We start from the raw sequence: 23480 nt of genomic DNA on the forward strand, positions 1-23480 counted from the left end.
TATTTTAAAGTCGGCCATCATGGGGTCAGGGTGTAGATGAAACTTCTAAAACAGCTCATTTAATTTACGGTCTATGTCTTCTTTATGATTGGTAACCACCAAAATACGACCTTCCTTGTCCAACAGAACATATTGCGGTATGGTTGGGGATTTAAACCTGCTGGCTATTCTCGCTGGCATATTTTTAACAGGGAAATCGTCGGCAACCTGTATCCAGTCCATCTTTTCCTCTTCCATAGCTTTTTTCCAAAGGTTCCACCTGTTATCATTTGTAATACCTACTATTTCAAAGCCTTTGTCTTTATATCTGGCATAAACTTCTTTCCAATGTGGAATTGCCTCCCGGCAAGGTTTGCACCAGCTGGCCCAAAAATCAAGCATCACATATTTTCCACGTGTTGAAGAAAGTGTAAACTCAGTGCTATCAGGCTTTAACAAGGTAAAGTCCTCCGCCAGGTTACCGGGAAGAATTGCCTTACGCTCTGCTACCTCCTGCTGAAGATTGCCATAATACAAAGATTGTGCGGCCGCTCCTTTAAACTTGGCCAGCATACCTTCAAGCTCGGTAAGCGGCATTTGCGAATTGAACATGTAATGTTGACTCAACATATAAACACCTGCTACTGAGGACGGTTTCTGATTGATATAGGGCTTGATGAAGCCCAGCTGGGTTTCATTGATCTTACTCCTGTTTTTTTCAGCCGAAATGGCCTTTTCATATTGCATGTAATCAGCATGCCCCGCCGATCCAGATACTTTAACCGCTTTCAATCGGGCACCTTTATCCATTCCATATGCTGTATAATCGTAATGTTCTGAACCTATGGTATCCATTTGAACAAAGGCATTTCCTCCATCAATAAATACCTGTGTCCCCCAGTTACCTGGTTTTACAACCAAACCTAACATTTGGGGTCCATTTACTTTACCTTTTGCCACAAACTTGCCGTTAATCAGTTTTGCAGTAGTAACCGGACTTGAAGTCCGCGTTTTTGAATCATAGCGATTTATTTCAACCACACCACCGCGAATACCTTTAATCTGGCCGTTCAGTGTAAAATCTGTGTTTTGTGCATTCACCACAATTGGCAGGGCTATCAGCAAAATGACCGATAAAAAGTTGTGCTTCATCATTTCATATTCAGTTTTAGTTGTTAAAAATCTCGGCCAGTTTTTTATCCATAGCCTCATCGTTTTCGCCTCCACCGCCATAACGGCCAATGATCATTCCGTTTTTGTCGATCAGGATCTTGGTTGGCAAGGTATGGATGGCGTAAGGCTCGCTAATATCTTCCGACTTATCATAAGTATTGCCTACTCTTTTTAAACCCCTCAACACGTGTTTCCATACACCAATATTGTCTTTTTCTACTGCTTTTTTCCAGGCTTCATGGTTGCCATCATCGTCAGATACCCCAATAATCTCCAGACCTTTATCTTTGTATTTGCTATATAATGACAACAGATGTGGATTACCTTTACGGCAAGGCACACACCAGCTGGCCCAGAAATCGAGCAACACATATTTTTTACCTTTAAAATCGGCCAGGCCCAGTGGTTGTCCGTTGATGTCAGTTGAACTGAATACGGAGGCTACACTACCTGGCGATCCACCTTCCAGGCTTTTGATCTCTTTGGCAATCTCTTTACCGTAACTGCTTTGCTTTACCCGGTCTGATAATTCAGCGTACAATGCTTTTGATTCTGCCAGAGGCAGTGAGGAAACCTTCCAGCGCAAAGCATATGCGGTGTAATAGGAATCCGGATGTGTTTTTATGAACTCCATATCTATACGTCCAATTTCCTCGTACAAGGGGTCCATTTTATCTTTTGCTGCATTTGCAGCTTCTTTTAATACCTCAAGCTCTGCTTCAGTTTTCTTAGCTTTCCGCGCATTTATATAAGCCATATTGGCTTTATCGTAAGCCACAGATAATACGCGCATCTGGTCTGTATACTTTTTCTTTTTTAGTTCGAGCGCGGCCATTTCGTCCTGGGTTTTGGAGCCTTTTAATCTCAGATTTTTAAAATCACCGGCAGTAATTTCTATGCTAAGGTTTCCGGGTTCAATAAAAAAGCCACCCCTATTGGGGTCATCCATCATCATGCCGGCTTTACTGCTTTCAATAGAAGCCATAACAGGTCCGGAAATTTTACCTTTGAACATAAAAGTCCCGTTTTTGACCAATGTACTGTCCAGCAGGTATTTTCCGCCCGATTCATAGGATAACCTAAGCCTGCCACTTTGCATTCCTTTTATTTTTCCTGCGAGTACAAAAGTGTTTTTCTGTTGGGATGAACCAATACCATTTGCCTTAACACCGGACTTGTTTTGAGCAAATGAATCTGTAACACTGCACAGCAGCGTTGCAAGGATTAAGATATGTTTTACTTTCATCATAAATTATTAGTGGTATAACGAATAAGCCGGGACTTTGTCCCGGCTATTCTAAAAAGTTTAATTTGTGCTGTACCCTGTGTTTTGTTCACCAAACTGAGGGTTGTATACAAACTCGGTTTGCGGAACAGGAATGATGTACTGAATCTGACTTGTAATTGTAGGTCTCAATACCTTAACCGTTTCAAATGGCAAACGCAGCAAGGCCATCCATTCACTGCCATCTTCCCCCACCATACTTCTGGATGTTTCCCTGTAAATCTGAACAAGAAGGTCTGCGGGCGTAGCCGCAGCATCAACCGCAGCATAAGGTGCATTGGCCGGTGTTAAACCACCTTTTTGCTGGATGGTGTGCACCAATGTTCTTGCATCAGCAAGACTTCCGCCAGAACGTACTATTGCCTCGGCCTTTAGCAGATAAACTTCAGTCAAACGCAACACATAATCGGTTTCGGTTACAACAGTTGGGACTGTACCTGTTTCCACATATTTAGCAAAATAATAGGTATTCGGTGAATATTGCTGGTAAGGAGTTGCAGGCCCTACTACCCAGCTTTGCCTTGGATCTCCTGCAAAAAGGTCTTTTAAAGCCTGCTTGGCAACATACAATGATGATGCTCCGGGGTAATATTGCCGGGTTTTGCTATAAGGATCTGATGTCTGCAGCGCCTGTGGTTTAACCCCCAAAATCACTTCCTTGCTGGTCAGGCCTGCCACGCGGAATAAATTCTGCTGACTGGCTTCCAATACATAAGGACTGTTTTGCGTAATATTGTCTGCCAGCTGGATAACAGCTGTATAATCTCCTGTACCACCACGGTTAATCAGCACGCGCATTTTTAAAGCCATTGCCGCCCATTTGGTAGCGTAATGATTAGGATTTGCAGCCGGCCCATTGGCAATAACTTCATCCAGATCTGCAAGGATAAAGTCGTAACTTTCTTTTACCGTACTGCGTTTTTTTAAGATGTTGGTAAGCGTAGACAACTCATCACGAAGCAATACACCCTGTGTGCTATTGATCTTATACCACTCTGCATAATAGCTGAGTATCTTAAAATGGGCATAGGCCCTGATAAATTTCGCTTCAGCAAGGACTTCTTTTTTCCGGTTTCCGTTGAAAGCAGCATCAGGGAGTGCGGTAACACCTGCAATTACACCATTCGCTGCATTTAATGCACGGTAAGACTCTTCCCAATACATACCGGAATTACCAGTAGTAATATTGCTTTCGTTGGAACCCGCACCATATCCATAGCCTATATACCCTGCAAATGTTGACGGAAGAATTTGATGCCACTGCCATCCAGTTTTAATATTTGTAGCATTGGCAAAGTTATAATAGGCACCGTTTAATGCAATTTGAGAAGTAGGTGCGTCAATAATTGTATTCCCCTCCACTTTTGCATTTTTGGGTGGTGCACTCAGTTCCTTTTCACATCCATAACCAGCGGTAATTACCACAACTACAGCCAGTATTTTATATAATGTTTTCATGTCCTTTATGTCTATGTTGTTCTAATTGTATCTCTTACAAGCCTATCCTTAATCCAAAACTAAATTGTCTGACAAAAGGATAGCCTCCGGCATCGCTGTATCCGCCAATTAAACTGTAGGGGTCGTTACTTACTTCAGGATCAACACCCGGATAATTTGTTATGCTCAGCAAATTGGTTCCTGATACATAAGCCGATACGCTATTGATTTTAAGCCTGTCGGTAAAACTTTTAGGGAACTGGTAAGCCAGGGTCACCGATTTCAGCTTAATGAACGAAGCATCGTAAACATTGTCGCTTGCTGCATAGGCATATGAACTTTCGCCCATGATAAGCCGCGGCCTGGTGGCAGTTGGGTTTTCCGGAGTCCACCTGTCCAGTATCCGAATACCTTTATTTGTCCGCTCCGCAACGTCTCGGTTCCGGATGTCGGCCAGGTAATAAATGTCGTTACCATAAGAAAATGTAGTCAGCGTAGTTAATGAAAAGGATTTATAGCTTAAGCGGTTGGTATATCCGCCATAGTACTTAGGTTCTGCCTTGCCGATAATGTCGTCTTTGAAATAAGTAAATCCCTGATACCCCATATAATTTTCTACTACTTCGTAACTTGCATCACCAATGCCCAGGTAAGGATAGTATCCGGGGCTTGATTGACTATAAGCATCCACTTCTGCTTGTGTAGCCAGAATTTTTTTGAATACCCTTCCATAAAGCAAGCCCACGGGTTCACCTATTTTTAACACAGTATTGCCAAACCTGTAAACACCTGGATTTGCCGGATCTTCTATATCGCCAGAAAGGGCCAGGACTTTAGATCGGTTGCCCGCTATATTCAAAGTACCAGACCACTGGAAATTTTTATTCCTGATAAAATCTCCACCTATCATGAGTTCTAGCCCCCTGTTGCGGATTTTAGCAATATTTGCAGTTACCTGTTCAAAACCGCTCGTACCAGCCACTGCAGTCGGGAATAAAATTCCAGATGTGGTTTTTTCATAGTATCCAATCTCTCCACGCAGGCGGGAGCCAAAGAATTCAAATTCTAAACCGGCATCTTTTTGCAGGGTTGATTCCCATTTTAAACGCGGATTACCCAATTGCGTAGGAGAAAGACCATTTAACCCGGCATAAGAAACAGGCGAATACAAGGTATAAAAAAGGTTATCTGCAATGTTCTGCGTTCCGGTATAGCCCATACTTGCTCTTAACTTTATTTCATTGATCCATTTCACCTTCCTGAGGAAATTTTCCTGTGAGATGCGCCAGCCCAAACCACCGGAAGGAAAGTAACCTACACGGTTGGCCTTAGGAAATTTAGACGAAGCATCCGACCTTCCGGTAAAGGAGATCATATACTTGTCCATAAAGCTGTAATTTGCCCTTAAATAAAAACTGAGCAATGAACTCTGGTCAGAAGTACCCGTTGAAGGAAGGGTTACAGCCGCAGATGAAAGGTTATTCAGGTAGGTATCATCTGGAAATCCCTGACCACTGGCAGAAAAAGCATTTGCTTTGGTGATCTGCCAGTCGGTACCCAATATCACGTTAAGACTGTGTTTATCATTAAAACTCCTGTCCCAGGTAAGATAATTCTGGATAAAGGTATTCACCTGCTCTGCCTGCGCCTGGGTGGCTGTTCCATTGCCCGAACTACCGGATCCATTAGGTGTAGCTACCGAAACTGTACTTGGGATGAAATTGGTTTGCCTGTAGTTGTTGTAATTTACAGCCACAGAACTTCTGAATTTCAGATCCTTCAGGATATCATATTCAGCAGCTATACTGCCTATCGCAAATATGGAGTTGGATCGGTTGATTCCCTTGGTAAGCAGCAATGGATTTTGGAAGCCTTGATAAGCATAGGCCCCGATCGTTTCAGGATCAAAAATTTTCACACTGCCATCACTGTTATAGGGATCAAAGGTTGGAGGGGCATAAAGGGCCTGTGTATAAAGTCCGTTGGTGATATTATTGCTGGTAAAACCATAATCCAGATTGGTGTTCACCCTGAACCTGCTGGTGATGTCATTGTCCAGACTTACCTTACCAGCTATACGCCTGTAATCTGTACCACGCACCGCACCTTCATTTTTGTTATAGGTTAACGACGTGTAATAACGTGTACCTGTTCCGCCACCCCTTACAGAAAGGTCCGCATTTTGCGTTGTTCCGGTACGTGTTACCAGGTCCATCCAGTTGGTATTGGCTGCGCCGAAATAGTTTGGATCGTTAACGATTGTTGTGGCCAAACCATCAGGGGTTTCGCCTGCGAGTGCCCTTACCTGGTTCAGGTTTTTAGCAGCCTCTTTAACTATCGTAATGTACTGATCGCGGTTAAGGACCTTTTCATTCTCAGCCAGGCTGAGGCCATGGTACAAATTCAGTTCAAATGTCGGTCTCTGATTGGTTTTCCCCTTTTTAGTGGTGATGATCACCACCCCGTTGGCACCTCTTGAACCATAAATTGCTGTAGCAGAAGCATCTTTCAAGATGTTTATCGTTTCTATATCATTGATGTTCAATCCGCCCAGGCTATTCAACCCGCGGGCAAAGGATCCTGCTACTGTGGTGTTCGGATCATCCTGGCCACCACGATCTACAGGGCTTACAATATCAGAAGCGGTTTGCTGAAAACGGTTTTGTACCTGTACCTGCACACCATCAATGATATACAAAGGATCGTTCCCACCCATCAATGAAGTTCCTCCACGGACCCTGATCTTGGCTACACCACCTGGCGAGCCATCAGCCTGTACTACCTGCACACCCGCGGCCTTACCGGTGAGTGCCTGGTCAATCGTTGCAAAAGGTACATCGCGTACTTCTTTCATATCCACAACGGCAACAGATCCAACCAGATCTTTTCTCTTTAATGTTCCGTAACCAACGATTACGGTTTCTTCCAACTTGTTCTGTCCCTGCTGCATCACCACAACCATGGTCGGACTGGCTAACATCTCCCGGGTAACATAACCTACGTAAGAGAATACCAGCACCGCATTATCCGGAACAGAAAGACTGAAAAAGCCTTGTTCATTAGATGAAGTTGACCTTGTGGAGGTCCCTTTCAATTTGACACTCACCCCCGCCATCGCTTTCCCGTTTTCATCCAGCACACGGCCGCGAACGTCAACAGCAGAAAAAGCGTTCTTAAGCTTTTCCAGAAAGGAAGTCTCCTTCCTGGAAACTACTACCGAATTGTTGGCTACCGAATAATCAAAGGGCTGGTCCTCAAAAACCTGCTTTAATACTTCCTTCAGGTCAACGTCCTTTACCTGTATGGTAACCGGGTTTGCATTCCTTAAATTGGTGGTGGTAAATAAAAAATCGTACCCGCTCTGGGTCCTGATTTTGTCTAACACAGACTTAATGGGCGCATTTTTTTCCGATAAGGTAATTTTTTGCGCATAACTGCCTGCACTTACCTGCAGGATAACTGTGATTAAGAGTAAAGTGGTCAGGTTAACTCGCATAATCCATTCTCTTTTTCCGGTTCTATTTACCTGGCGTAAGGCCAGGTTCATCATCAACTGGATTTTGGAAATACAGCCAAAAAGCTGTATCAACCTTTTTGTGTAAAAATTGTACATTTGCTTAGCATGGTTTAAAAACGGCTGGCCTTCATTTTCGAAGATGGACGGGCCTGTCGCTTAGTTGATAGTTTAGATTATTGATGTAAACCGCTTATTGGGTTATCCTGGTTCCGAAGCCGGGGTAACCTTTTTTAAGGGTTCAGGTAGTAAAAGTTTAATTCATTACCATCACCCTCCTTCCTTCAATTTCAAAACGAACGGTTTTGGTCCTTTCCAGCATACTCAGCACCTCACTGATGTTGGATGCCCTTGAAATGGTTCCGGTAAACCCTTCTTCTGTTGGTTTATCTTTATAGATCACTTCAATGTTATACCAGCGGGCAATTTTCTGCATCACACTGTTTAATTTTTCATCGTTAAAACGGAAATAACCATTTTTCCAGGATACGGCCTCGTCCAGATCTGCATTCTTTACATCAAGATTACGGCCATTGCTGATCGCTTGTTTACCCGGACTCAACACAGTATAACCACTGTCATCATTGCGTTTTTGCAGGTTATCCAATGCTACCAGTACAGCGCCTTCCAGCAACGTAGTTTTAGTCAGGTTATCATTTTCGTAAGCACTGATATTGAAATGCGTTCCCAAAACCGTTACCTGCTGATTCCGGCTTTTTACAACAAAAGGATGCTCTTTATTTTTTGCGACTTCAAAATACGCTTCCCCTGTCAGCTCTACCCGGCGTTCCCCTGCTTTAAATACCTGAGGGAATTTCAGGCTACTGCCAGAATTAAGCCAGACTTTACTGCCGTCGGGCAGTATAACCTGATAGGTACCACCGGCCGGAGTACGCATAGTCATCTCTACTGTTTTGTCTTCATTGGGAATAGAAATCGAACTGCCATCGTTATACGCCAATTTGGAAGCATCAATCACAATCCCACTTTTCGCCTCACTCAAACCTATCGTTTCCCCATTGGCAAGGGTAAGCATGGCGGTGCTTTTTCCTGGCGGCACATCATTCGCGTATGCAGGGCCGCCAAAAGGATTTTTGAAATTACCGTTACCGATAAAAAAGACCAACCCTACACTTACTACCAATAGCACTGCCGCAGCAACACCAATAAAAGACCAGGTACTGAACCCTGGCCTAACCGGCTGCTGCAACGGAAGTCCATTGCGCATCAGCAAAAGATCCTGGCTCAATTCTTCAGGGCTAATTTCAGCAATAGCATTCACATCATGCTGCAGGTACCAGCTCTCCAGCAAAGCCTGTTCTTCTTTACTACAGGTTCCTGCTTTGTATTTATTTAATAATAATATGACTTCTTTACGTTCCATTGCTGCTCAATCTCTTTTCGCTGATTTATAACTAGAGTCGGCCAGGCCTAACCCTGGGCGTAGATAAAAATGAAAAAAAATAAAATATTTTTCTGAACGTCAACCTGCTAAAGAATAAATGCGGTAAATATGGCCGATCCGAGCTTTGTACGCAGTATTTTGAGAGAATTGTTTACTTGTTTTTTGACCGTTTTTTCAGAAAGGTTTAGCTGCTCGGCTATTTCTTTATGGCTTAGGTTTGCCTTACGGCTCAGTTCAAATACTTCACGCATTTTTGGGGGAAGCGCTGCAATCTCTTTTTCAATAAGCGCTGTGAGTTCTTTCTCTCTTACCAGATGATCTGTAATGTAATCGCCCTTCTCTACAAATTCGCCAATGGAAGAGATATACCTGGATTCTACATCCCTGTGCGAAATAAAATCAAATATTTTGTAACGGACTGCAGTATAAAGATAGGCCGACAAGGTGGTTTTTACCACCAGATTGGCACGATTGTTCCACAAACTGCCAAAAAGATCGTGCACAATATCACGGCTCTCTTCCCGGTTACGAAGCTTGTTAAATGCATGAATATATAAGGCTGCGTGATAACGGTTATAAATCTCAGTAAACGCAGCATTATCTCCCGACCTTAAAAGCCCGGTAAGTTCAACATCAGACATTGAGTGATATGCAGTCATCTTTGATTCCCCTGAGGTAAATTTACGTAAAATTAACCTCAGGAAAACAATGGTGCCGGATTTATTTTCTAAATCCGGCCCTGCAAGCCCTCAGGACAAATGAAACAATTCTGTCAGGTTTGTTAAAACAGGTATTCCATCTGCATTGCTCAACACCATATCGCTCATGTAATTCCACCATTGGCGCATTACCTTTTCGTCAGCCAGGGCATCCAGCATCCTTCTATCTGCAATTTTCATCGTTGCAAAAAGCGTATCCGTTTGCACATCCAGGTAAATGGAATAATCGCTTACCCCTGCTGTCTTTAATAAAGCGGATATTTCCGGCCATATTTCCTCATGGCGTTTTTTATATGCCGCTGCACATCCCGGCAGCAAAGTCATCTTAAAAGCCAGCCGCTCCATATCATTCTTTTATTTTGATAACGGTTACCGCAAAAGGCTTAACCATAAAGGCACCGGGTTTAACTTCAGCATTTGCTATAGGATTGTCACCGGTGTTTACATCAACGGTTTGTAATGTTGCCCCTTGCATAACCGGGAGTTTCAGGTTAATGGTCTTATTGGTTTTGTTGATGAGCAATAGTTTTTTACCACCTGCCGTGATAAATGCCTGGGCTACAACATCAGGATGATTTGAATTTGCCGGCACCAGCTTATCGCCCGGGCCAAAATTATCTTTGATCAGCTTCAAAACCCAGTACCTGGCATTGGGCTTTCCTGTTTTCCAATTGATCATCGTCACATCAGGAAACTGAGTGGGATAACCTACCAATTGTGATTCTCCCGCTACCTCAATCCCTATTTTACTAAGTTCTACATAAAGATAGGCAAACATAGCGCCAGACAGGTTCCAGTATCCATCCGGAATCACTCCTTTATAATCCCTGTTCTGCAGAATGGTACCGATTTCATTGATATGGGTAAAAGTATTTGGCGACAAACGCTTCCGGATATTTTCGATATAGCGTACACGATCCAGAAATCCATTGGCCTGATCGAAAAAGGAGTACTGGTAGCTGTCGATCTGCTGGTCCAAAGAAGCCGGCCGACCATAAAAATGATAGGAAATACCATCCAAAGGCACGCCGGGTTTATGATTGACCGGATTAAGGAAATACTCAAACCACTGCGGATCGGTTTCCAGGGCAACGGAGATGCCTACAAATTTTGTTTCGGGCGAGATCTTTTTAAGCTCCAGAACCACTGCATCATAAATTCTGGTATAAAGTTGCGGTGACATCCGGTGTTCCAGATCAGGCTCGTTCAACACTTCCCAGTAAGGGAATTTATAGTGGTGCCCCGATTTATGGAATTTACCCAGTTCGTCGGTAAAACCTCCTTTGGTATACCAGCTAAATACCCTTGCAAAATAACCTGCAACTTCTTTACCTGTAGAATCGCGAAGTTCCTTGCCCTGGTTGTATTCCCAGAAAGGCAGGTCCGGATCAGTAGGGTAAACTACTGGCTTAGCTGTTTTGAACATCCATACCGGAATGGTACTGAAGTTGATGACAGGAGGGTGCCCCTTCGTCGCCTCCATAAAATCTGTAAGCGCCGGATCGGCATACTGAAAATCCCAGAAGGTTTCTGTAGCCGTGGGGGCCTTTAATTCGGCAACTGCCGCCTTTGGATACGGAAACCAGGGCACATAACGCACATAATCGGCGCTGATATTTTTTAAAGCCTCAAAGCTGGCCTTATGAATGGGCGAATTTGCACGCAGCATAGGGTTGTATACCACCTGCAAGGTTGGTATGGTTTTGGAAACCGCAAGCGTATTGTTCCAGTTTATGGTAAGGGGTTTTTCCTGTGCAGCAAGCTTTTTAAAGGACAGCACAACTGCGAATATAATGACCAGGAAAAAGGTCGGGTTTGGTTTAGGATACATATCTGGTTAGTTAATTAGGGGGCTGAGAAGCCCCCTGAAAATTACAATGGATTTTGGGTCAGCTCAGGATTGATTTCGCGTTCCGACTGCGGAATAGGGTACAACAGTTTTGCCGGTGTAATGTTATAGGAAGCCGGAGAAAGGTAATTGTACAGTTGTTTCATCTGGGCACCATGTGCGGTCATTACCTGCACAGCTTTGCCGGTACGCACCAGGTCATGCCAGCGATGGTTTTCAAACGCCAGCTCTACCCTTCTTTCATGCGCTATAATGTCACGAAGTGCCGCCGGATCTGTAGTGGTAATGTTATGCGTGGTATTTCCAAAAGCTCTTGCCCTTACAGTGTTTAATGGCGCCAGGGCCAGACCGGATTTCCCATTTTCATTCAAGGCTTCTGCCAGTAACAGCAAGGCGTCTGCATAGCGGTATATCGGCCAGTTATCATTGGTATTGTTAGGGGCCGGATGCGGCGTATGTAAATATTTTTTAATGTAAGGAATACCAATTTTACCAGCAGCAGGTACATAGTTAAGAATACTCTTGTTTGCAGAAACGACCAACAAATCGCTGCCATTGTACGTGCCTTCAGCAACAGCAATCGAGGCATCTTTGCGGCTATCACCAGCTTCATAGGCGTCTATCATATCCTTCGAAGGGGTATTCCAGCCACCTGTTGCGCTATTGTTGGTAGCTGTACCTGTTATTAATGTAGTTGTAGTAGTGCGCGGTAAAAACTGGTATATGAAATTACTCGGCGCTGTACCCAGGGCCGTGCCTTCCAGGTATTGCACCTCAAAAACAGACTCCTTACTGTTCTTATTTGCCGGTAAAAAAGCATCTGCATAATTGGTCTGTAATCCATATCCCATAGCAGCCATAGTACTTAACACGGTCTCTGCCTCCGCAAATTTTTTCTGCGTCATCAGCACCTCAGCATACAGCATGGTAGCTGCACCTTTAGTCGCCTGGCCGCTTTGCGGGAATTTGGCAGGCGCAGCCAGTTTGGTAATCGCCTCTTTCACATCGGTGGTAATCTGGGTATACACTTCCTCTACCGTGGAGCGTGGGAGAAAAGCATCATCAGCCTTCTTCACTTCTTTCAGATATAAGGGCACCCCGGCAAACAGACGCACCAGCTTAAAATAATTAAAAGCCCTTAAAAACCTGGCCTGCCCCTCGATATCATTTCTTGCTGCCTCAGGAATATCTGCCTCTTTCAAACGCTCTATCACAATATTGGCTTTGGATATGCCGGAATAGCAGGCAAAATAAACTGTGTTTGTATTGGCATTGGTAGGTCCATCCATGAAATCGTCAATGTTTTCCTTAAACAGGTAAGCGGTACCCCTGTTGCTTGGGTAAGGCTGATAGTGTGTATTGTCGGATCGCATTTCCGAAACATAGAAATCCTGGTTCATCAGGTCCCTCAGCGGCACATAAGCTGCGATAACGGCCTGCCTGAACTGAGCCTCGGTCTTATAAAAAGTTTCCGGAGAATAGGAATCTTCAGGGCTCAGTTCGATAAAGCTCTTCTTGCAGGAGGCCAGCACTAAAGCCAGCATCAAAGAGAACATCAAAAAGAGCCGTTTGGTATATATAAATAAACTTTTCATCTCTGTATATTTTTTCTTGGGGACTATTTAAATGTTGTTGAAATACCGATGGAGAATGTTCTCGGAATAGGGTACGCATTTTCATCTATCCCGATCCCTGCTGTTGCATCTGTTCCCGAAAGGTTGATCTCCGGACTGAAACCCGAGTAACCGGTGATGGTGAAGGCCTGCTGTACCGAAGCATACACCCTTAAGGTTTTGAGCAACAGGTTACCTTTCAGCGGAACCGTATAGCCCAGTGTTATGTTCCTGGCCGTTAAATAGGAGCCATTCTCTACCCACTGACTGTTTACCTGGCGACCTATTGCCGTAGTACCAATCCTTGTGCTTGGATACACACCTGATCCCGGGTTCTGCTCCGATCTCCACCTGTCTTTTATAGCCGCCAATGGAAGCCTTGAACCATCCATGTTTGCAAGATATGCCCATTTTGCCGGCCCAAGGATGTCTCCGCCTACAGCGCCTGACATCATGATGTTCAGATCAAAATTCTTGTACCGGAAGCTGTTGCTGATACCGAAACTGAAATCCGGTGTTGGATCACCGATAAATGTGCGGTCGTACTCGTCACTGATTATCCCGTCGGGCACGCCATCAGGTCCCGATACATCTCTCATTTTGATCGTACCGATATTGGATGCTGCGCCATATTTAGGAGAATTGGCCAGGTCGGCCGCATCTTTATAAAGGCCTTCAAATATAAAACCGTAAAATTCGCCCAAACGGTGTCCCACCTGGTTGCGGTAATAATCGGAGGTTACCGTATTGTTCCGTCGTATAAATCCTGGTGAAACCAGGGAATTGATAATGTTCCGTTCAAAGGAAATGTTAAACCCTGAATTCCATTTCAATGCCCCCGTCAGGTTACTGGTATTCACAGCAATCTCATGTCCCCAGAACTCAAACTCGCCGATGTTATATTTAATGGTCTGGAAACCTGAAGCCCTTGGTATTGGCCTGTCCTGAATCATACCATCTGTTATTTTATGGTAGTAATCGTAGTTAATGGATATCCTGTTGTTCAGCAACCCCAGTTCAAACCCTACATCAAATTGTTTGTTCCGCTCCCAGCGCAGCTCTGAATTTCCGAGTGTATTGATGGTATTTCCAGAAACCAAAGCCCCGTTCAGAATGTAATTGAACTCTCCCATTTTGGCAATGGCATCAAAGTTCCCAAATCCGTTGTTTCCCGTAATGCCGTAACTGGTCCGGATTTTCAGAAAATCCACAAACTTAAGCTTTTGCATAAAGGCTTCATCGCTGATGATCCACCCTGCCGATACAGAAGGGAAATAACCATATTTGCGGTCCTTTCCAAAACGGGACGAGCCATCACTCCTGATTGCACCCTGTAACAGATAACGACCTTTATAATTGTAGTTTAGCCTGGCAATGGCCGACAATAAAGAGTAAGCCGTAGCATTGCTGCTGCCTGCGGTAATGGAAGTAGCCGCACTCAGATAGGGTACATCATCGCTTGGGAAACCAGTTCCCGAAACTGAATTGCTGTTCTGCTCAAACTTCTGTGCCGAGTAACCGGCAAGTGCTTCAATGTTATGGTCTTTGCCAAGTGTAGCCGCATAATGCAGGTTTGCTTCTGCCGTCCACGAAAAATTATCTACAGAACTGCTCAGTCCACTGGCAATCGAGTTTGTATTGATAAACGATGGGGTAAACTGTTCCCGGGTTTCTGCCCCTTTATCGGCAGCAAGATTGGTTTTCAGGCTTAGTCCCTTTAAAAACTCATAATTTAAAAATGCGTTTCCAAGTATCCTTGTGGTTTTGTAATCGTCTTTAGACATTGTAAACTGCGCATAAGGATTGATATAGGAAACCATTCCCGGTGAATTGACCAGTTTTGGCATGCTCCCGTCGGGGTTTACCGCCGGAAAGAGTGGGCTGGCCTCCAGTACCTTTTCAAAAAATCCGTTTACACCATCTGTAGCCAGGCGGTTATTATGGTCACGACGATAACTTGGTGCCAGGTTAAAACCCATTTTCAGTTTATTGTTGCTCAGACTAATATCCTGGTTCAGGCGCAGGCTGAACAACCTGGTCCCGGTATTGATGATCACGCCCTCCTGCGATTGGTAGCCAGCAACCACGGTAGATGAAGACTTGTTATTTGCCGACTGTATGGTAAGGTCGTAACTCTGTATTGGGGCCGATCGTGTCAGTACGTCAAACCAGTTTGTACCCTCGCCATACTGATCAGGGTTAGCATAAGCTGCAAGCTGATCGGCGGGTACCACATAACTGGGCTGAAATATCTTCTGATCCTCATAACGCTCCTTCATAAAGGTAGCAAACTCCCGGGCATTCATCATTCTTGGCACCTTATTAGAAGGGATTTTCTGAATACCATAGTTGCTGCTGAACTCAATTTTTGCATCACCGGGTTTGGCGTGTTTTGTAGTGATCAGCACCACCCCGTTGGCAGCCCTCGACCCATACAGGGCTGTGGAAGAAGCATCCTTTAGCACCGTAAAACTCTCGATCTCTGAGGGGTTAATGTTGTTGATGCTACCGGTAACCGGCAGCCCATCAATCACGAATAAAGGCTGATTGGTAAGAAAAAGAGATGCAGCCCCGCGAATGCGGAATTCCATGCCCCTGCCCGGTTGCCCGCTACTCTGTGCAACCTGCACCCCTGCTACCCGGCCCTGCAGTTGCTGTGCAAACTGCCCAACCGGCATATCCTGAAGTTCCGCAGCATTAATCTGAGCAACAGCACCAGTGACCTCCCTTGCTTTTTGTTTGCCATAACTCACCACAACTTCCTTCAGTTGTACGTTAGAGGATAGCTTAAAGTCAACAACAGTTTCCTTACCTGCTGTTACGTTAACACCAGCTCTTTCCGCGGGATTGTAGCCGATATAACTGATCGAAAGACTGTAAGTACCCTCAGCAACCCTTAGGGTAAAATTGCCGTCCGCATCTGCAGTTGTACCATTTTTGGTTCCTTTTATCAAAACCGATGCTGCTGGTAAAGCTCCTGAATCATCGATTATCCTTCCCTTAATGACACCTGTTTTTTCCTGCGAAAAAACCAGCCCCGAATACAGGAACAACAGCAAGAGCGCTGAAAGCATTAAACGTGTTTTGTAAAAGTGTTTTCTCATAATTTCTATACTTGGTTAACCTAAATTATCCCTTAACAGCCGAAGAACTGTTATGTACTGTCATGGTTACGAAAGTATTTATAACATATTAAAAGAATATTAAACCTATATTATCAGTTAAATAAAATAAAAAGAACATATTTTTAATAAATTAAAAACATGCCAGATAGGGGCAAAAAGCATACTTAAAGTGAAATAACTTATGAAAACAAAAGTATAAACACAAAAAATGGCCTGGGAAAAATACCCAGGCCACCGCTTTCAAATTATTTTATTTTTGTTACAATGGTGCCATGCCAAACATCAGCACCAGTTTATTGCCACGGTACAGGTTCAGCGTCTGATCGGCAACATCATACCTGAAAGCTCCGCCATTCATCAGCTGTAAAAACTCTCCTTCAATCTTGTTCCTGGCTTCATCGCAGGCCATAAGGGTTCCGGCAAGTTGTTTAAAGGTGATACTGTTTGTCGTTTTTTCAAACCCGCCCATAAAAGTATTGCAAGCCGATGAACCATGCACACGGTTTTTATCTTTGTCAAAAACCATATAAACAGGCGATGCTGTCTGTGTAGCCCCGTTCATCTGGATCAGTTTCCATTTGTGTTTCAAGACAAAGTCCCAGGCGCTGTTACCGGCATTCACTTTCATCTTCTGCTTTTTAAGGATTTTTTTCAGTCTGTATTCATAAGCAGAAGCATCGGCCGGAACATTTTTTCTTTTGGTACGGTCTACCAGGATGACGTAACGATAACCTGGCTGATATTTAAATCCATTAATAGCATCGTAAAATAATTCCCAGCTTTTGCTGTTTTTATATTTCACCTGCATGCAGGTCATAGGTGCCACACCGGTACAGCTGGCCCGGTCTTCTTTAACCACCAGGCGGATCAGATCAGCTTTGCTGGTCAAAGAGATTCCGGTTACCAAAACTATAATGAGCATTAATTTCGAACAGATACTTTTCAACATGTTATTTCATTTTTGTGTGTAATAACAGTAGGATGCAGAAAAGGTTTGCTTTCCATAAAAGAGCACAATTACTTTAAAGCTTTTTCTCTTTTTATTTTCATATGCCGTTCCAGTTTCGATCCTTTATAGGCCGGATGCCGACGCAATTCATTGATATTCAAACGCAATTGCTGACCTTTACGCCACAAATAGCCGCCCGCATTCAGGATATCACCATTTAAGGCATGGTGGATATGCCCATTATCTATTCCTGTGAGCCTGGCTGCTTCGTAACAATTTTTAAAAGAGCGGACCCAACGACCGTCCATATCATACTGTGATACACCGGCGATTTTTTCGGTAATTCTTGGATTTACAGGAATTTTCTTTTTGATGGTCTTGCTCCAAATAAAGCCCCCATAAGTCATCCCCCTGCCCTTAATCACGTCACGAATACCATTATAATGCACGCCAACAGCCTTCGCAGCTTCTTTGGTATTTACATGAGTACCTACCAGGTTACCTTCAAGGTCGTACTGCCCAATGGTATGTATTTTTGCAGCAATAGGTGAGGGACCATGCCAGTCTTTCTTCAGCAAAGGCCTGACATCAATTTCTGCAGCAGCTCCGCGCCGCCATATATAACCACAAGCAGTAAATACTGCATTGTTTTCCCGGGCCGCCCTTGAAATATAAGTCTGATCACTATCCATTGCCGCCGCAGCAACCTTCGCATTGGGGTAGGTTTCCAGTCGCTGACCGCTTAACGAATACCTGCTAATAACCCGCTGATACATTCCTGAGTTCATTCCAATTTATTTTAAACCAAAATACTGGCCTTTGTTTACCGTTGGGATGACAAGAGAGCGGCTACAATGGCACCTGTTTTACATGTAAATATAAATAAGATTGAATAAATAACATAATCGATTACTCAGCAGTATTTTTTAGTTTCATCAGCAATGAGTAAGCTCCTGTAGTTACAATTCTTTTTCCCTCTAAGCCATCCCCTACCACCGTCAGACCATTTTCCGATTGTCCCTTTTGAACAGGGGTCATCCTGAAACTACGGCTACCCTCCTGCACAAATACATAATCTTTGTTTTCAAAACCAACAATGGCATCATCAGGCAGCACCTTTCCCTGATTGTTGTCCAGCTGGATTTCAGCATTCATATACATGCCAGGGACCAGCCGTTTGTCGTATTTTTCAAACTGACAATGCACTTCGGCAATTCTGTTCTCATTTAACGAGTGACTTAAGAGAATGATCTTTGTATCATATTTCTGATCTGGTCTGGCGTTGCTGTAGACTATCACCTTTTGTCCGATCGCGATTTTGCTCAGGTCCTTTTCATACACCATCAGGTTCAGATGAATGTCTGTAGGGTTTACCAGTTCAAAGATCACATCAGAGGGAGTAACGTACTTGCCAATATTAACATTTACCCTGCTGATGTATCCGTTAATCGGAGAATGAACACCTATGCTTCGTGAGATGGAATTTTCAGTAAGCCGCTGTGGGTTAATGCCGATCAGGCTCAGTTTTGCTGCCAGTGCTTTCAATTCTATATTTAGACTCCTGAATTCACTTTCCGACTGCTGTAATACTTTATCGCTACTGGCTTTACTGCTGTTCAGTTCCTTCTGGCGCGCATATTCCTTACCGGCATAAGCCAGTTTATTTTTTGCATTCAGATAGTCCTGCTGCAGCTGTATGTACTGCGGATCTTCCATAATGGCCAGGAGCTGACCTTTGCGTACCTGGGTACCCGGCAACATTTGCGTAGATTTCAGGTACCCACCTAAAGGAATACTGACCGAAACCAGATTTTGTGGCGGCACATCTATCTGTCCGCTAAGCTTAAGACTGCTGCTGATATTTTTCAAGCTTACCGCTCCGGTCTGAAGGCCAATATTTTTAGCCTGTGCTTCTGTTAACTGCACCAGCGTTTCGTTGGTATTTGCAGCCTTCTCTGCCGATTGCTGCTCTGCATTATTATTGCTGCAGGCATTAAACAGGCTGACTGCCAGGATTACTATGCTATAAGGTGTGACTATTTTCAGTTTCATGTGTTATCTGGATAAAAGGTAATCTAAATGAATAATGCTTTGGTTTAGTTTTTTTACGGCCTCGAAATAGTCGAGCTGTACAGTCAGCGATTGCTGGTTCAGCACCGTCCATTCCAGGTAATTGATTTCTCCGTTTTGCAGTTGTTTGCTGAGTGTCCGGGTAATGTCTTCCGCATTCTTCAAAGCCCCTTTCTCAAATTCCTGCACCACTGCGTTGTATTGCTCAACCCGACTTAAGGTCCCGGAAAATTCTGTATACAGCTGTTTTGCTTTGTAATCGCTCTCGTTTTTGGCAATGGCCTGAAGTGATTTTGCAGACTTTATTTTTGCCCTTTGTGCGCCCATAAAAACAGGGATTTCCAATCCGAGCTGGAAAGACTGAAAGCGGCTGGTCCTATCGTAGTTAATACCGTCCCGGAGGCTCATATTGTTATAGCCAATAGTGATATCAGGAAGCAGTTTAGATTTTTCTAACCGTAATGTGGCATCTGCTGCTTTTTCCTGTTGCTGCTGCCACTTCAAAGCCGGATGGGCCGACAGCATAACACTGTCTCCTGATGGCCTGGCAATCTTAAAACTTCCTGCCACAGGTCTTCGCCGTTCATTGGTATTCAGCAATAACATCAGCTCCTGCTGCAGCTGTTCTTCTTCCTGCTTCAGGTATTTTTGCTGGATCTTCAATTGAATGAGCTGGTTTTCAGCGCTTGCCTTTTCCAGCATATTGCTTTCCCCAGCCTTTAACCTCAGCGCAGCAACACGTAAGAATGCCGTATAGGTGGAATCCATTTTATGGAGCAATTCTGCTTTCTGATAAAGCAGCAAAAGATCGTAACAGATTAACCTGGTGAGCTCCCTAACCTCTGCCGCTTTCAGGTCTACCTCCAGCAATGCTGCCTGCCATTCTTCATGAAGCTGCCGGCCCTGCCGACGATATACCATGGGCAGGCTAAAACCCTGGCTTACCGAAATCCGGTCGTCACTCAACGGACTGTTGAAATTGCCATACTCAGCACTAACAGTAGTTTTTGGCAAGTTAACCCCGGTTTTGATCAACATCTTCGCCTGTTCAGCCCTCAATTGCCGGTTTTGGATCAGGAGGTTGTTTTTTACCGCAATATCAACCGCCTCTTCAATACCAATTGTTTTTTGGGCCTTGGCTGAAAAACAAGCGAACATCAGCAACAGCATAGCGGCAACGCGTTTTCCTTTTTTGGGCCTGATGCCTTTTTCAAAAGCGATATAAAGGATCGGCAACACAAATAAAGTCAATAAGGTAGCGATCATGAGCCCACCGATAACCACTGTGGCCAAAGGCCGTTGCACAGATGCCCCGGCCCCATTACTCAATGCCATAGGCAAAAAGCCCAGTGAAGCCACAAAGGCTGTCATCAATACCGGTCTTAACCGGGTTACGGTACCCTGTGTTACAATAATTTTCATATCTGTCTCTCCGTTAGTTTTAATCCTGTTGAACTCTGCAACCAGCACAATGCCGTTCAATACCGCAATACCAAAAAGCGCTATAAAGCCCACCCCCGCGCTGATGCTAAAAGGCATTCCCCGTAGTGCCAGCAGAAAAATCCCCCCGATGGCAGAAAGTGGGATAGCGGTATAAATGAGCAGCCCGTATTTGATGGAATTGAATGCAAAATACAAGAGCAGGAAGATCAACAGCAGAGATACGGGCACCGCTACCGACAAACGCGATTTAGCTTCGTTCAGGTTTTCAAAAGAACCTCCATAGCTTACCGTATAGCCCGCCGGCAGTTTAATTCTGGCATTTACTTTCTCCTGCAATTCTTCTACAATACTTTCCACATCACGGCCATTTACGTTGAACCCAACCAATATCCTTCTCCTGGTATCTTCGCGCTGAATCTGACTTGGACTGTCTACGAGCTCCACAACCGCAACCTGGCTCAGCGGAATCTGGGTACCAGCCGGCGTAGGGACCAGCAGGTTCTGCACATCCTTTATGTCCTGCCGCTGTTCATTCTGAAGTCTGACCACCAGATCGAAACGTTTTTCACCCTCAAAGACCAGCCCCGTACTCTGCCCGGCAAAGGCTGCATTGATATTCCGGTTAACATCTGAAATATTCAATCCATACTGCGCAAGGGTTCCACGATTGTATTTAATCACAATTTGCGGTATTCCGGTGATCTGCTCAACATACAACTCCGTAGTCCCCTCTACTTCTTTCACAATATTTCCAAGTTGTTTGGCATAAACACCAAGCGTATCAAAGTCCTCCCCAAATATCTTGCAAACCACATCCTGCCTTGCCCCGGTCATCAGCTCATTAAAACGCATCTGCACCGGAAACTGGAAGCTGGTTGTTACACCAGGCACCTCAGCGGCTGCTGCCGCCATTTTTTCCGACAGCTCATCAAAGGATCGGGCTGAAACCCATTCGGCTTTAGGCTTTAAATTAATGATCATATCGCCCATATCCATAGGCAGGGGCTCTGTCGGCACTTCACTGCTTCCTATCTTGGTCACAATATTTTTAACCTCAGGAAACCTGGATTTAAGGATCCCCGCTACTTTCTGCACATTTTCGATCGTCGTATTCAGGTTACTTCCCGAAAGTACGCGGGTTTCCACGGCATAATCACCTTCCTCTATAGAAGGGATAAACTCGCCGCCCAAACGGCTAAGCAGAAATACAGCCACTACAAACAACACAACTACAGTACCTATAATGGCCTTAGGCATTTTCAAAGCCTTCGTCAGCATTGCTTTATAACCGGTTTCAATTTTCGCCATTACACGATCTGAAAAATTTTGCTGCAGCTTGATCTTCCGGCTCAGAAAAATACTGCTGAGCATAGGAATATAGGTAAGGGAAAGTATAAATGCACCCAGCAATGCAAAAGCAACCGTCTGCGCCATGGGCTTAAACATCTTTCCCTCAATACCCTGTAAGCTAAAAATGGGCAGGTAAACAATCAGAATAATAATTTGCCCGAATACCGCGCTGTTCATCATTTTGGAAGAGGCGCTTTTCACCTCTTTATCCATATCGTGCTGAGACAACATGGTCAGTCCGGCAAACTTCCGGCTATGGCTAAGCTGGTGCATTACCGCTTCTACAATAATTACCGCGCCATCCACAATGAGGCCAAAATCCAGCGCGCCGAGACTCATCAGGTTACCGCTTACGCCAAAGAGGTTCATCATAATGACAGCGAACAACATCGACAGGGGAATCACTGAAGCGACCAGGAAACCAGCCCTGAAATTCCCCAGAAATAGTACAAGCACAAAAACCACAATCAAGGCCCCTTCCAGTAAATTGGTCTGAACAGTGCTGATCGCATTGCTCACCATATCGGTACGGTCCAGAAAGGGCTCTATAAGCACACCTTCCGGTAATGTTTGCTGAATCTCGGCTATTTTACTTTTTATGCTTTCGATCACCACATTGCTATTGGCACCTTTCAGCATCATTACAATAGCGCCCGAAACCTCTCCCTCATCGTTATAGGTAAGCGCCCCATACCTGGTAGCAGCACCAATGTTTACTTCTGCCACATCCCGGATCAGTAAAGGACCATTGCCTTTATTGTTCCTGATCACCACATTTTCTATGTCTTCCTTATTCCCGATCAGCCCTTCACTTCTGATATAAAGCACGGTAGACTGTTTTTCAATGTAAGAACCTCCGGTATTCTGATTGTTGCTTTCCAGCGCGTTGAATACATCAGCAATGGTAACCTCATGGGCCTGCAGTTTACCGGGATTGATGGCAACCTGGTATTGTTTCAGTTTACCACCGAAGCTGCTCACCTCGGCTACTCCTTTTACCCCCAGCAACTGCCGGCGAACGATCCAGTCCTGTATCGTCCGGAGTTCTGTAATGTCGTACCTGGTTTCATAACCTTTTTTCGGTTTTACCACATACTGATAGATCTCGCCAAGTCCGGTAGAAATTGGGCCCATTTCGGGTTTACCAATCCCATCGGGAATAGATTCCTGCACCACAACCAGCCGCTCCGACACCTGCTGCCGGGCCCAGTAAATATCTACATCGTCGTTAAAAACAAGTGTAACCAGCGACAAGCCAAAGCGGCTGTAGCTTCTGATTTCTTTAATACCTGCAATATTGCTGCTGGCCTGTTCTACCGGAAAGGTAACCAGGCGCTCGATATCGGTGGCACCATAAGAAGGAGCTACGGTGATGATCTGCACCTGGTTATTTGTAATGTCTGGTACAGCATCTATAGGAAGTTTAAAGAGTTCGAAAACCCCATATATAATGAGCGCGATGGTAAACAACGCAACAACGAGTTTATTCTTAACAGAAAACCCAATGATTTTATTAAGCATGAAAAATTTGATTTGATCAATTCCTGAAATAGATACGGACAGACCTTA

14 protein-coding genes are annotated in these 23480 nt (G+C 44.4%); all 14 read right to left on the bottom strand.

What is annotated here, in order from left to right; genetic code table 11:
- Nucleotides 1-45 precede the first annotated feature (45 nt).
- The 14 genes from ABIE26_RS10500 to ABIE26_RS10565 all read right to left on the bottom strand — a co-directional run bounded on the left by ABIE26_RS10500 (nt 46) and on the right by ABIE26_RS10565 (nt 23432).
- Nucleotides 46-1134 carry a TlpA disulfide reductase family protein gene (locus ABIE26_RS10500; RefSeq protein ID WP_310143312.1) on the bottom strand — a complete coding sequence of 363 codons (1089 nt, stop codon included), beginning with the start codon at nt 1132-1134 and terminating at the stop codon, nt 46-48.
- Nucleotides 1135-1147: 13 nt separating this feature from the next.
- Entirely contained in the window at nt 1148-2401 is a 1254-nt protein-coding gene (locus ABIE26_RS10505) for a TlpA disulfide reductase family protein (RefSeq protein WP_310143311.1), read from the bottom strand.
- Between the two features lie 57 nt (nt 2402-2458).
- On the bottom strand, nt 2459-3895 hold the full coding sequence (locus ABIE26_RS10510; protein WP_310143309.1) for a RagB/SusD family nutrient uptake outer membrane protein: 1437 nt from the start codon (nt 3893-3895) through the stop codon (nt 2459-2461).
- Between the two features lie 34 nt (nt 3896-3929).
- On the bottom strand, nt 3930-7487 hold the full coding sequence (locus ABIE26_RS10515) for a TonB-dependent receptor (RefSeq protein WP_310143307.1): 3558 nt from the start codon (nt 7485-7487) through the stop codon (nt 3930-3932).
- A 157-nt stretch (nt 7488-7644) separates the two neighbouring features.
- Nucleotides 7645-8772, bottom strand: a complete 1128-nt coding sequence (locus ABIE26_RS10520; RefSeq protein WP_310143306.1) for a FecR family protein — start codon at nt 8770-8772, stop codon at nt 7645-7647.
- A 107-nt stretch (nt 8773-8879) separates the two neighbouring features.
- A complete protein-coding gene (locus tag ABIE26_RS10525) occupies nt 8880-9452 on the bottom strand; it encodes an RNA polymerase sigma-70 factor (protein WP_310143304.1) in 573 nt (190 codons plus the stop codon).
- 90 nt (nt 9453-9542) lie between these two features.
- The gene (gene rhaM, locus ABIE26_RS10530; RefSeq protein ID WP_310143303.1) at nt 9543-9857 is read right to left on the bottom strand and encodes an L-rhamnose mutarotase; all 315 of its coding nucleotides are present in this window, start codon (nt 9855-9857) and stop codon (nt 9543-9545) included.
- Between the two features lies 1 nt (nt 9858).
- Nucleotides 9859-11343 (bottom strand): glycosyl hydrolase family 39, encoded by a 1485-nt coding sequence (locus ABIE26_RS10535; RefSeq protein WP_310143302.1) that lies wholly within the window; start codon nt 11341-11343, stop codon nt 9859-9861.
- Nucleotides 11344-11384: 41 nt separating this feature from the next.
- Nucleotides 11385-12956 (bottom strand): RagB/SusD family nutrient uptake outer membrane protein, encoded by a 1572-nt coding sequence (locus tag ABIE26_RS10540; RefSeq protein WP_310143300.1) that lies wholly within the window; start codon nt 12954-12956, stop codon nt 11385-11387.
- A gap of 23 nt (nt 12957-12979) precedes the next feature.
- A complete protein-coding gene (locus ABIE26_RS10545; RefSeq protein WP_310143298.1) occupies nt 12980-16078 on the bottom strand; it encodes a SusC/RagA family TonB-linked outer membrane protein in 3099 nt (1032 codons plus the stop codon).
- A 280-nt stretch (nt 16079-16358) separates the two neighbouring features.
- Nucleotides 16359-17048 (bottom strand): DUF4377 domain-containing protein, encoded by a 690-nt coding sequence (locus ABIE26_RS10550; protein ID WP_310143297.1) that lies wholly within the window; start codon nt 17046-17048, stop codon nt 16359-16361.
- Between the two features lie 68 nt (nt 17049-17116).
- Nucleotides 17117-17836: an NUMOD1 domain-containing DNA-binding protein gene (locus ABIE26_RS10555; RefSeq protein ID WP_310143296.1), complete on the bottom strand. Its 720-nt coding sequence runs from the start codon at nt 17834-17836 to the stop codon at nt 17117-17119.
- A gap of 121 nt (nt 17837-17957) precedes the next feature.
- The gene (locus ABIE26_RS10560; RefSeq protein WP_310143294.1) at nt 17958-19100 is read right to left on the bottom strand and encodes an efflux RND transporter periplasmic adaptor subunit; all 1143 of its coding nucleotides are present in this window, start codon (nt 19098-19100) and stop codon (nt 17958-17960) included.
- 3 nt (nt 19101-19103) lie between these two features.
- Nucleotides 19104-23432, bottom strand: coding sequence for a CusA/CzcA family heavy metal efflux RND transporter (locus ABIE26_RS10565; protein ID WP_310143293.1), 4329 nt, complete (start codon nt 23430-23432; stop codon nt 19104-19106).
- Between the last annotated feature and the right edge of the window lie 48 nt (nt 23433-23480).

This window comes from Pedobacter africanus, from assembly GCF_040548825.1.
Classification (GTDB): Bacteria; Bacteroidota; Bacteroidia; order Sphingobacteriales; family Sphingobacteriaceae; genus Pedobacter; species Pedobacter africanus_A.

What these genes read in the sequence shown, in the direction of transcription:
- ABIE26_RS10500 (WP_310143312.1), bottom strand. Translation starts at nt 1,134, where the DNA reads ATGATGAAGCACAACTTTTTATCGGTCATTTTGCTGATAGCCCTGCCA.
- ABIE26_RS10505 (WP_310143311.1), bottom strand. Translation starts at nt 2,401, where the DNA reads ATGATGAAAGTAAAACATATCTTAATCCTTGCAACGCTGCTGTGCAGT.
- ABIE26_RS10510 (WP_310143309.1), bottom strand. Translation starts at nt 3,895, where the DNA reads ATGAAAACATTATATAAAATACTGGCTGTAGTTGTGGTAATTACCGCT.
- ABIE26_RS10515 (WP_310143307.1), bottom strand. Translation starts at nt 7,487, where the DNA reads ATGTACAATTTTTACACAAAAAGGTTGATACAGCTTTTTGGCTGTATT.
- ABIE26_RS10520 (WP_310143306.1), bottom strand. Translation starts at nt 8,772, where the DNA reads ATGGAACGTAAAGAAGTCATATTATTATTAAATAAATACAAAGCAGGA.
- ABIE26_RS10525 (WP_310143304.1), bottom strand. Translation starts at nt 9,452, where the DNA reads ATGACTGCATATCACTCAATGTCTGATGTTGAACTTACCGGGCTTTTA.
- rhaM (WP_310143303.1), bottom strand. Translation starts at nt 9,857, where the DNA reads ATGGAGCGGCTGGCTTTTAAGATGACTTTGCTGCCGGGATGTGCAGCG.
- ABIE26_RS10535 (WP_310143302.1), bottom strand. Translation starts at nt 11,343, where the DNA reads ATGTATCCTAAACCAAACCCGACCTTTTTCCTGGTCATTATATTCGCA.
- ABIE26_RS10540 (WP_310143300.1), bottom strand. Translation starts at nt 12,956, where the DNA reads ATGAAAAGTTTATTTATATATACCAAACGGCTCTTTTTGATGTTCTCT.
- ABIE26_RS10545 (WP_310143298.1), bottom strand. Translation starts at nt 16,078, where the DNA reads ATGAGAAAACACTTTTACAAAACACGTTTAATGCTTTCAGCGCTCTTG.
- ABIE26_RS10550 (WP_310143297.1), bottom strand. Translation starts at nt 17,048, where the DNA reads ATGTTGAAAAGTATCTGTTCGAAATTAATGCTCATTATAGTTTTGGTA.
- ABIE26_RS10555 (WP_310143296.1), bottom strand. Translation starts at nt 17,836, where the DNA reads ATGAACTCAGGAATGTATCAGCGGGTTATTAGCAGGTATTCGTTAAGC.
- ABIE26_RS10560 (WP_310143294.1), bottom strand. Translation starts at nt 19,100, where the DNA reads ATGAAACTGAAAATAGTCACACCTTATAGCATAGTAATCCTGGCAGTC.
- ABIE26_RS10565 (WP_310143293.1), bottom strand. Translation starts at nt 23,432, where the DNA reads ATGCTTAATAAAATCATTGGGTTTTCTGTTAAGAATAAACTCGTTGTT.